Genomic DNA, 9,416 nt, shown 5'->3' on the forward strand with positions numbered 1-9,416 from the left:
TTCGAACCTCGCCGTGCTGACGGGGTTCGTGCTCGGCCTCGCCCGGTGGCTGCGGGCCCCCAGGTGGTGCTCGGTGGCGGGCGGGGCACTGATGATCTGGCTGTTCGTCCTGGTGTGCCGACCGGAGCCCAGCGTGATCCGAGCCGCGTTCATGGGTTCGCTCGCCCTGCTGGCATTGGCCACCGGACGCTCCCACGCGGCCCTGGGCGCACTGAGCGTCACCGTGGTCGGTGTCCTGTTCGTCTCCCCTGGGCTGGCCAGTTCCTTCGGGTTCGCGCTGTCGGTGCTGGCCACGGCGGGGATTCTGCTGCTGGTTCCGTCCTGGACGCAGGCGTGGTCGCGACGGATGCCGCATCCGCTGGCCGAGGCCGTCGCGGTCGCCGTGGCCGCCCAGGTGGCGGTCGCCCCGGTACTGGTGCTGTTGTCGGGGGAGGTGGCGTGGGTGGCGGTGCCGGCCAACGTGCTCGCGGCGCCGGTCGTCGCGTCGGTGACCGTCGCGGGTTTCGTGCTCGCGGTGCTGTCCGTGGTCTGGCCGGTGGGGGCGGCGGTCGCCGCGCACCCGCCCGGGTGGGGCGTGGCGTGGATCGCGGGGGTCGCCCAGACCGGGGCACGGATACCGTATGGCGCACTGCCCTGGCGTCCGGACGTGACGGGTGCCCTGCTCCTGGCCGGGATCCTGCTCGTCCTGGTCCTGGCACGGGGATGGGTGCTGCGCGTGGTCGCGGCGGTGATGGTCACCGTACTGCTGCTGGTCCTGGCGGCGCGGTGCGTGTCCGGGGGATGGCCTCCGACGGGCTGGGCGCTGGTCGCCTGCGACGTGGGGCAGGGGGACGCGTTCGTGCTGTCCGCGGGCGACGGTGCCGCGGTGGTGGCCGACACCGGGGAGGATCCCGCGGTGATCGACGACTGCCTGCACCGGTTGGGTGTGCGGGAGGTCCCGCTGCTCGTACTCAGCCACGACCACGCCGACCACGTGGACGGAACGCCGGGTGTCCTGCGGCACCGCCGGGTCGACACGGCGCTGGCCCCGTCCGGGTTCGACGGCACCGCGACCGGACGGCTGCTCACGGAGTCGGACGTGGACCTGTGGGAGGGCGAGCGCGGGCGGTCCTTCCGGGTCGGCCCCTGGCTGCTGCGGGTGCTGTGGCCCCCGCCGGGCCACAGCGGGTCGGTCAACGACGGCTCCGTCGTGGTGCGGGCCGACGGTGCGACGATGTCGGTGCTGTTGACCGGGGACATCGAGGAGGAGGCCCAGGCGAGGCTGCTCACCGCGCCGGAGGCCGACCTGCTGCCGGTGACCGTCCTCACCGCTCCGCACCACGGGGCGGGAACCCAGGACCCGGACTTCCTGGCGGCCACCGACCCTGTGGTGACGGTGACGTCGGTCGGTGCGGACAACCCGTACGGGCACCCGTCCCCGTACACGTGGGCGTTGTTGGAACGGCTCGGACGGATCAACCTGCGCACCGACCGCGACGGGGACGTCGCCGTTCTGGGCGGTACCGGATCAGGCCCCGTGCGGGCCGTCGTGCGCGGCCCCGGTCCACGGCGGTGAGCACGGATCGCGCCCGGCTGGTCGGTGGGGCGTGGCATCCTCGGTGTATGCCTGCACCCGCCCCTGTCACCGTGATCGTCGGTACCGAGGAACTCCTCGTCGACCGGGCCGTGGCCGCCGCGGTCGCGGCGGTCCGCGAGACCGACCCCGACGTGGACGTCCACGACCTCATGCCCGCCCAGGTCGGCCCGTCCACACTCGTCGAGGTCACCTCGCCCTCCCTGTTCGGTGATCGTCGTGTGGTGGTGCTGCGCTCCGCCCAGGACCTCACCAAGGATCTGGCGGCGACCGTCACGGACTACCTCAAGACTCCGGCCGACGACGTCCACCTGGTCCTCACGCACGCGGGAGGCGCCAAGGGCAAGGCACTGCTCCAAGCGGCGGTGAAGGCGGGCGCCCACCGGGTGGAGTGCAAGGGGCCGACCAAGGGTCCGGAGCGGGTGGCGTTCGTCAAGGGCGAGTTCTCCTCAGCCGGTCGACAGATCACGGGTGACGCCGCTCAGGCGCTGGTGGACGCGGTCGGCACCGAACTGCGGGAGATCGCCGCCGCGTGCACCCAGCTGGTCGCCGACACCGAGGGCCGGGTGGACGCCGCCGCCGTGGCCCGTTACCACTCCGGGAAGGCCGAGGCGTCCGGGTTCTCGGTCGCCGACCGCGCCGTCGAGGGCCGGTTGCCGGAGGCGTTGGAGCAGCTGCGGTGGTCCCTGGCGGTGGGTACCGCACCGGTACTGATCAACAGCGCGCTCGCGGGGGCGGTGCGCGGCATCGCCGTGGCGTCCCAGCCCCAGCGGGGCACGAGTGAGGCTGAGCTGGCCAAGCAGGCCAAGGTGCCGCCGTGGAAGATGCGCACCCTGCGGCAGCAGGCCCGCGGATGGTCCCCGGCGGGGATCACCCGTGCCATGAGCGTGGTCGCCGAGACCGACGCGCTCATCAAGGGTGCGGGCCGTGACCCCGAGTACGCCCTGGAGCGCGCGGTGATCGAGATCGCTCGGGCCCGCGGCACCCGCTGACGGCGCGGGGCCCGGGGCAGGCCCTGCCTAGTGGATGGGGCGCCCGCCCTGCCACACGCGCAGGGTGTTCAGTCCCATCGACCACGCGAACGCGCCCTCGTGGTCGGCGTCCCACTGCACCAGGTCGGCCAGGGAGCCGGGGGTGAGCACGCCCCGGTCGACCAGGCCGAGCGCCCGTGCCCCGCCCGACGTGGCCGCGCTGAGCGCCTCCTGGACGGTCATTCCGAACATGGCGACCGCCAGGGAGATGACCAGCGGCATCGACGTCGCCCCGGACTGGCCCGGGTTGTGGTCGGTTCCCAGGCCCACCGGTACACCGTGGTCGAGGAGCGTGCGCACGGGCGGGGTGCGGCGCTCGTGCAGCGACGTGGTGGGGCAGGCGACCACCGGCGTGCGCGTGGCGGCCAGCGCGAGGATGTCCTCCTCGTCGGTCTCGTGCAGCAGGTCCACCGAGGAACAGCCCAGGTCGGTGGCCATCCGCACGGCGCCGTGCCGGGGACGGGAGCAGGCGTGCAGGGTAGTGCGCAGCCCCACGGACTGGCCCACCCCGAGCAGTATCCGCGCGTCGTCGGTGGTGAACTGCTGGTTGTCGCAGTACACGTCGACGCCGTCGGCGCCCGCCATGGCGGCGTCGCTCAACCATGACGCGGCCGTGCTCACGTACTCCCTGGGGCGGCCGAAGAACTCGGGCGGGACCCCGTGCGCCGGGAAGAACGTGACGTGCAGGCGCGGCATCCCGGGCTCCTCCTCCAGGGACCGCAGCAGGCGCACGTCGGCGAGTTCCCCGTCCCGGGTCAGGTGGTAGCCGGTCTTGGCCTCCACCGTGGTGGTGCCCGTGATCACCCAGTGTCGGAGCCGTTCGCGCACCGCGTTGCACAGGGTCCAGGGGTCGGTTCCGCGCGTGATGGTCACCGTGGTGGACACCCCGCCGCCCGCGGCGAAGATATCCCCCTTGGAGGCGCCCTTGGCCCACATGTTGACCTCGGCGTACCGGTCGCCCGCGTACACCGGGTGGCAATGCGCGTCGACCAGCCCCGGTGTGATGAGTCCACCGCCGATGTTCACGACGTCGTCGACGTCGGTGAGGTCGTCGAACACACCGGGGATGCGCTGCGGCAGGTCGGCCGCGGGCCCGATCCAGGCCACCCGGTCGTCGTTCATCAGGAGGGCCGCCTTGGTCAGCAGCTCGTTCCCGGTCCACAGGCGACCGATGTTGGTGAGGAGTACCAGCGTCATGGGTTCGCGTCCGCCGGTCAGATCCGCCGGTGAGGGCTGGCGACACGGTCGTTGGGTACACGGGCGGACATGGCGACCTCGTATCTGGAGCGATCCGACTGAGCCGGGGGCGGCCGCGGGGCCGCCGGGGGCCGTGTCAGCGGTAGGGATCTCGACTGTCGGAGGGGACAGCGGCCGCTGACGGCCTGGTGATCCAAAACCGTAGTCCATTCCCGGACCCCGTGTACACCTCCCCGGTGGGACGAATGCGAGTGTTTCTTGGCAATACTCGCGAGTCGCAAGAGTGACGCGCGCCACCACGGCACACGACGGCCGGGGCACCCTCTCGGTGCGCCCCGGCCGGTTCACGTCGCCCCTGAGTGGAAGGGCCCCTTCCTCACGCCGTGCTGGGTGCGCACTCCCCCAGCTTGGCGGCGAGCAGCTCGGGAACGAACGCGTGCAGCCGCGTGCCCTCCCCGGTGTGCTCCTCGCTGAGGACACGGCCCTCCTCGTAGGCCTTCGCCACCAGGTCACCGCGCGAGTAGGGCACCAGCGCGTGCACCTCGTGGGCGAGCTCGGGCAGCGCCTCGGCGAGCGCCGTGACGAGCCCGGCGATGCCTTCGCCGGTGCGCGCCGACACCTCGACGACGTCGGGGTAGCGGGTCCGCAGCACCTTGAGCGCGTCCGGATCAGCGGCGTCGACCTTGTTGACCACGATGAGTTCGGGGACGTCGGTCGCGTCGATCTCGGAGAAGACCTCGTGGACCGCCCTGATCTGTTCCTCGGGGTCCGGGTGCGAACCGTCGACCACGTGCAGGATCAGGTCGGAGTCGGCGACCTCCTCCAGCGTGGAGCGGAACGCCTCCACCAGCTGGTGCGGCAGGTGCCGGACGAACCCGACGGTGTCGCTCAGGGTGAAGCCGCGGCCGTCGGGCGTACGCGCCTGGCGGACGGTCGGGTCCAGGGTGGCGAACAGGGCGTTCTCCACCAGCACCCCGGCGCCGGTCAGCCGGTTGAGCAGGCTCGACTTTCCCGCGTTGGTGTATCCGGCGATCGCCACCGACGGGACCTCGCGGGTGCGCCGCACGTCGCGCTTGACCTCGCGGGCGGTGCGCATGTGCGCGAGCTGCCGACGCAGCTTGGCCATCTTGTCGTTGATGCGTCGCCGGTCGGTCTCGATCTTGGTCTCACCGGGTCCGCGCAGACCCACACCGCCGCCGGAACCGCTGCCGGAACCGCCCGCCTGCCGGGACAGCGAGTCACCCCAACCGCGCAGTCGCGGCAGGAGGTAGTTGAGCTGTGCGAGTTCGACCTGTGCCTTGCCCTCGCTGCTACGCGCGTGCTGGGCGAAGATGTCCAGAATGAGGGCGGTGCGGTCGATGACCTTGACCTTGACGACGTCCTCCAGCTGACGCAGCTGGCCGGGCGTGAGCTCTCCGTCGCAGATGACGGTGTCGGCCCCGGTGGCCTCGACGATGTCGCGCAGCTCGGCGGCCTTGCCCTTGCCGATGTAGGTGGCCGGGTCCGGCTTGGGCCGGCGCTGGGTGAGCCCCTCCAGGACGAGTGCCCCGGCGGTCTCGGCCAGGGCCGCGAGTTCGGTGAGCGAGTTGTCCGCGTCGGTCTGGGTCCCGCTGGTCCACACACCGATGAGGACGACGCGCTCCAGGCGCAGGGTCCGATACTCGACCTCGGTGATGTCGGTGAGTTCGGTGGACAGTCCCTGGACTCGGCGCAGCGCGTGGCGCTCGGCGAGTTCCATCTCACCCTGCTCGGGGATGTCCCCTGGTTCGGCGCCGCGATCACCGCCGGCCGTGTCCCGCGAGGCGGACGGACCGTCCTCGATCCCGGTGGTGATCGGCTCGCGAAGCGCGTCCTCGACGGGGGTGGTGTGCCCGGCCGAGGAGCCTCCGCGGTTGTCAGAAGTATTCATATCCCTCCAGGTGGGTCAACGTCCTGGCCCCCGCGGATCTTCCCGGTCACGGGGCGTCGGCGGCCGTGACCCGATGGTCGCACTTCGGCCGCCGCCAAGCACGTGATTATCCCAGGCCGCGCGAGGCGACACCGTGGACGGGGGAGTGAGATGAAGCCAACACATCGGATGCGATACTGAAGAACCGTCGAACTTGCAGAGTGAAACTTCCGAAACCTTCACAAAAGAGCAAGTTTGCCTGACCTGCGACGTGCACCGCGCGTTGACCGCTCGACATCAAGATAGTAGCTTCTTTTCCACATACCAGAAGCTTGTTTCGTATTGCGGAAGGTTATCCATGGGCGCCACGCAAGGGGTCGAGATCACGGGCCCCCTCAACGACCGTTTCGACCAGATCCTCACCGACGAGGCTCTCGCCCTCGTCGCCGAGCTGCACCGGACCTTCGAGGGGCGCCGCCAGGAGCTCCTCGCCGCCCGCAAGGCGCGCCAGGAGCAGATCTCGGCCGGGACGGACCTCGACTTCCTCCCGGAGACCAAGCACATCCGTGAGGACGACAGCTGGAAGGTCGCCGACCCCGCTCCGGGCATCACGGACCGCCGGGTCGAGATCACCGGCCCCACCGACCGCAAGATGACCATCAACGCGCTCAACTCCGGCGCGAAGGTCTGGCTCGCCGACTTCGAGGACGCCAACACCCCGCTGTGGGAGAACATGATCGGCGGGCAGCTCAACCTGCGCGACGCCCTCGACCGCCAGATCGACTTCACCTCCCCCCAGGGCAAGACCTACGCCCTCAAGGAGGACTCCGAGCTCGCGACGATCGTGGTCCGCCCGCGCGGCTGGCACCTGGACGAGAAGCACATCATCGTCGACGGCCAGCGCACCAGCGGCGGCATCGTCGACTTCGCCCTCTACTTCTTCCACTGCGCCCAGCGCCAGCTGGACAAGGGCAAGGGCCCGTACTTCTACCTGCCGAAGATGCAGAGCCACCTCGAGGCCCGCCTCTGGAACGACATCTTCGTCCTCGCCCAGGAGCGCCTCGGCATCCCGCGCGGCACCATCCGCGCCACCTGCCTCATCGAGACCATCCCCGCCGCGTTCGAGATGGAGGAGATCCTCTACGAGCTGCGCGAGCACTCCGCGGGTCTCAACGCGGGCCGCTGGGACTACCTCTTCAGCATCATCAAGACGCACCGCACCCGCGGCCGCAGCTTCCTGCTGCCCGAGCGCAACGCGGTCACCATGACCGCCCCGTTCATGCGCGCCTACACCGAGCTGCTGGTCAAGACCTGCCACAAGCGCGGCGCACACGCCATCGGCGGGATGGNTCATCCCGTCCCGCAAGGACGCCGAGGTCAACAAGGTCGCCTTCGCCAAGGTCCGCGACGACAAGTCCCGTGAGTCCGGCGACGGCTTCGACGGCTCCTGGGTCGCCCACCCCGACCTGGTCCCCGTCGCAAAGGAGATCTTCGACGGCGTCCTGGGCGAGCGCCCCAACCAGATCGACAAGCAGCGCCCCGAGGTCGAGGTCACGGCCGCCGATCTGCTGGCGGTGGACAAGACCGAGGGCGGCGTCACCCTCACCGGTCTGCGCAACAACATCAACGTCGCGCTCCAGTACCTGGCGACGTGGATGGGCGGCAACGGCGCGGTGGCGATCCACAACCTCATGGAGGACGCCGCGACCGCCGAGATCTCCCGCTCCCAGATCTGGCAGTGGCTGCACAACGACGTCACCCTCGACGACGGCCCCAAGGTCACCGCCGAGCTCGTCAAGCAGATCATCGACGAGGAGCTCACCACGATCCGCGGTGCCCTCGGCGACGCCTTCGACGAGGCCCTCTACCAGCAGGCCAGTGAGCTGTTCGCCGAGGTCGCCCTCGCCGACGACTACGTCGACTTCCTCACCCTGCCCGCCTACGAGCGCATGCCGTAGCCGGTCCCGAGACCGGACGCCCTCCGACTGGCCGAGGACACCCCCACGGCGCCCCTTGCCCCGGCGAGGGGCGCCGTCATACGTTGCGATCAACACGCCGCGACGACGGGGGCGCCCATGTCCGAGTCCCTGACCTCACTCATCCCACGGCTCCGCGAGATCTGCGGGTCCGACGGGGTGCTCACCGACACCGAGGACCGACGGGAGTACGACCACGACGGCCTGACCCACCGGCGGTCGCTACCCGGGGTCGTCGTCCTGCCGACCACCACCGAACAGGTCGCCGCCGTCGTCCGCCTGTGCGCCCGGACCGGCGTCCCCTTCGTCCCGCGCGGCGCCGGGACCGGCCTGAGCGGCGGCGCCCTCCCCCACCGCGAGGGGGTCCTGCTCACCACCGCGCGGATGCGCCGCGTCGTGGAGGTCGACATCGCCAACGAGTGCGCCGTCGTCGAACCCGGCGTTCCCAACCTCGATATCACCACACTGGCCACGCCACACGGCTACTACTACGCCCCGGACCCCTCCAGCCAGGCGGTGTGCTCGGTCGGCGGCAACGTCGCCGAGAACTCCGGCGGCGCGCATTGCCTCAAGTACGGGTTCACCGCCACCCACGTGCGGGGGCTGGAACTCGTCACCCCCGAGGGCGAGGTGGTGCGCCTGGGCGGCAAGGCGCCCGACGCGCCCGGCTACGACCTGGTCCGCGCGGTCGTCGGTTCCGAGGGCACCCTGGGCATCGTCACCGAGGTCACCGTCGGGCTGACCCGGCTCCCCGAACGAACCGTGACCCTGTTGGCGGCCTTCGACTCCCTGGACGCCGGTGGCGCGGCGGTCGGCGCGATCGTCTCCTCCGGTGTGCTCCCGTCCGCCATCGAGATGATGGATTCCCTGTCCATCGAGGCGGTCAAGGCCGTCGTCGACTGCGACTACCCCGCCGACGCCACCGCCGTGCTCATCGTCGAACTCGACGGTCCGACCGCCGACGTGGACGCCCACCTGGCCGAGGTGGTGGAGTTGTGCGCGGCCCACGGGGCGACCGGGACCCGAACCGCCGTCGACGGGGGAGAACGGGCCCGGATCTGGGCCGGACGCAAGGCGGCCTTCGACGCCGTGGGCGAGATGAGCCCCGCCTACATCGTGCAGGACGGGGTGGTCCCCCGCACGGCCCTGCCCGACGTCCTGCGCCGCATCGCCGAGCTGTCCGCCGGGACCGGCATCCGCGTGGCCAACGTCTTCCACGCCGGTGACGGCAACCTGCACCCCCTGGTCATGTTCGACGACGCCGACCCCGACGGCTACCGCCGCGCCGAGGAGGTGTCCGCCGCCATCCTGGAGATCTGCGTGGAGTACGGCGGGTCGATCACCGGCGAACACGGAGTGGGCACGGACAAGGCGTGCTCGATGCCGCGTATGTACTCCCCCGACGACCTCGACACCTTCGACCGCTTCCGGCGGGCCTTCGACCCGCGGGGGATCGCCAACCCTGACAAGCTCCTGCCCACCCCGCGCCTGTGCGGTGAGCGGCCGGGAGTGCGCAAGGGTGTGCACCCGCTGGTGGAATCGGGCCGGGCAACACAGTTCTGACCAGAAGGAGCCACGTGCGGCCAGTCCGACCGACCCCCGACACCGTCGAACCGTCCGTGTTCGCGGACCTGAACGCGGCCGGGTCCGAGCCCCGGCCGGGCACCGACGAGGACGCCGTCGGCGGCCTGGTCCCCGCCCTGGTGGTACGTCCCCCGGATGAGGCCGCCGCGGCCCGCGTGACGGCGGTC

At 71.1% G+C, this 9,416-nt stretch carries 5 protein-coding genes and 1 pseudogene; 4 read left to right on the plus strand and 2 right to left on the minus strand.

Annotated features, from left to right (window positions below):
* Positions 1-1,555: ComEC/Rec2 family competence protein (locus D471_RS0111060; protein ID WP_017598683.1), on the plus strand; the 1,555-nt coding region annotated here is incomplete at its 5' end.
* A 47-nt stretch (positions 1,556-1,602) separates the two neighbouring features.
* Positions 1,603-2,565 (plus strand): DNA polymerase III subunit delta, encoded by a 963-nt coding sequence (gene holA / locus D471_RS0111065; protein WP_026127615.1) that lies wholly within the window; start codon positions 1,603-1,605, stop codon positions 2,563-2,565.
* 27 nt (positions 2,566-2,592) lie between these two features.
* On the opposite strand, the gene D471_RS0111070 is transcribed toward holA, so the two are convergent.
* Together D471_RS0111070 and hflX are read right to left on the minus strand one after the other, a co-directional pair.
* Complete coding sequence (locus D471_RS0111070) at positions 2,593-3,801, minus strand: amidohydrolase family protein (protein WP_017598685.1); 1,209 nt, start codon at positions 3,799-3,801, stop codon at positions 2,593-2,595.
* 376 nt (positions 3,802-4,177) lie between these two features.
* The gene (gene hflX / locus D471_RS0111075; protein ID WP_017598686.1) at positions 4,178-5,710 is read right to left on the minus strand and encodes a GTPase HflX; all 1,533 of its coding nucleotides are present in this window, start codon (positions 5,708-5,710) and stop codon (positions 4,178-4,180) included.
* 337 nt (positions 5,711-6,047) lie between these two features.
* On the opposite strand from hflX, the pseudogene aceB reads away from it, so the two are divergent.
* A pseudogene (gene aceB, locus D471_RS33850) lies at positions 6,048-7,647 on the plus strand (malate synthase A).
* Positions 7,648-7,764: 117 nt separating this feature from the next.
* Positions 7,765-9,228, plus strand: coding sequence for an FAD-binding oxidoreductase (locus D471_RS0111085; protein WP_017598687.1), 1,464 nt, complete (start codon positions 7,765-7,767; stop codon positions 9,226-9,228).
* Positions 9,229-9,416: the final 188 nt, after the last annotated feature.

Source organism: Nocardiopsis lucentensis DSM 44048 (assembly GCF_000341125.1).
GTDB classification, from domain to species: Bacteria; Actinomycetota; Actinomycetes; order Streptosporangiales; family Streptosporangiaceae; genus Nocardiopsis; species Nocardiopsis lucentensis.

Bases quoted from the DNA above. Each gene is read 5' to 3' on its own strand.
- hflX (WP_017598686.1), bottom strand. From the start codon at position 5,710: ATGAATACTTCTGACAACCGCGGAGGCTCCTCGGCCGGGCACACCACC.
- D471_RS0111085 (WP_017598687.1), top strand. From the start codon at position 7,765: ATGTCCGAGTCCCTGACCTCACTCATCCCACGGCTCCGCGAGATCTGC.
- holA (WP_026127615.1), top strand. From the start codon at position 1,603: ATGCCTGCACCCGCCCCTGTCACCGTGATCGTCGGTACCGAGGAACTC.
- D471_RS0111070 (WP_017598685.1), bottom strand. From the start codon at position 3,801: ATGACGCTGGTACTCCTCACCAACATCGGTCGCCTGTGGACCGGGAAC.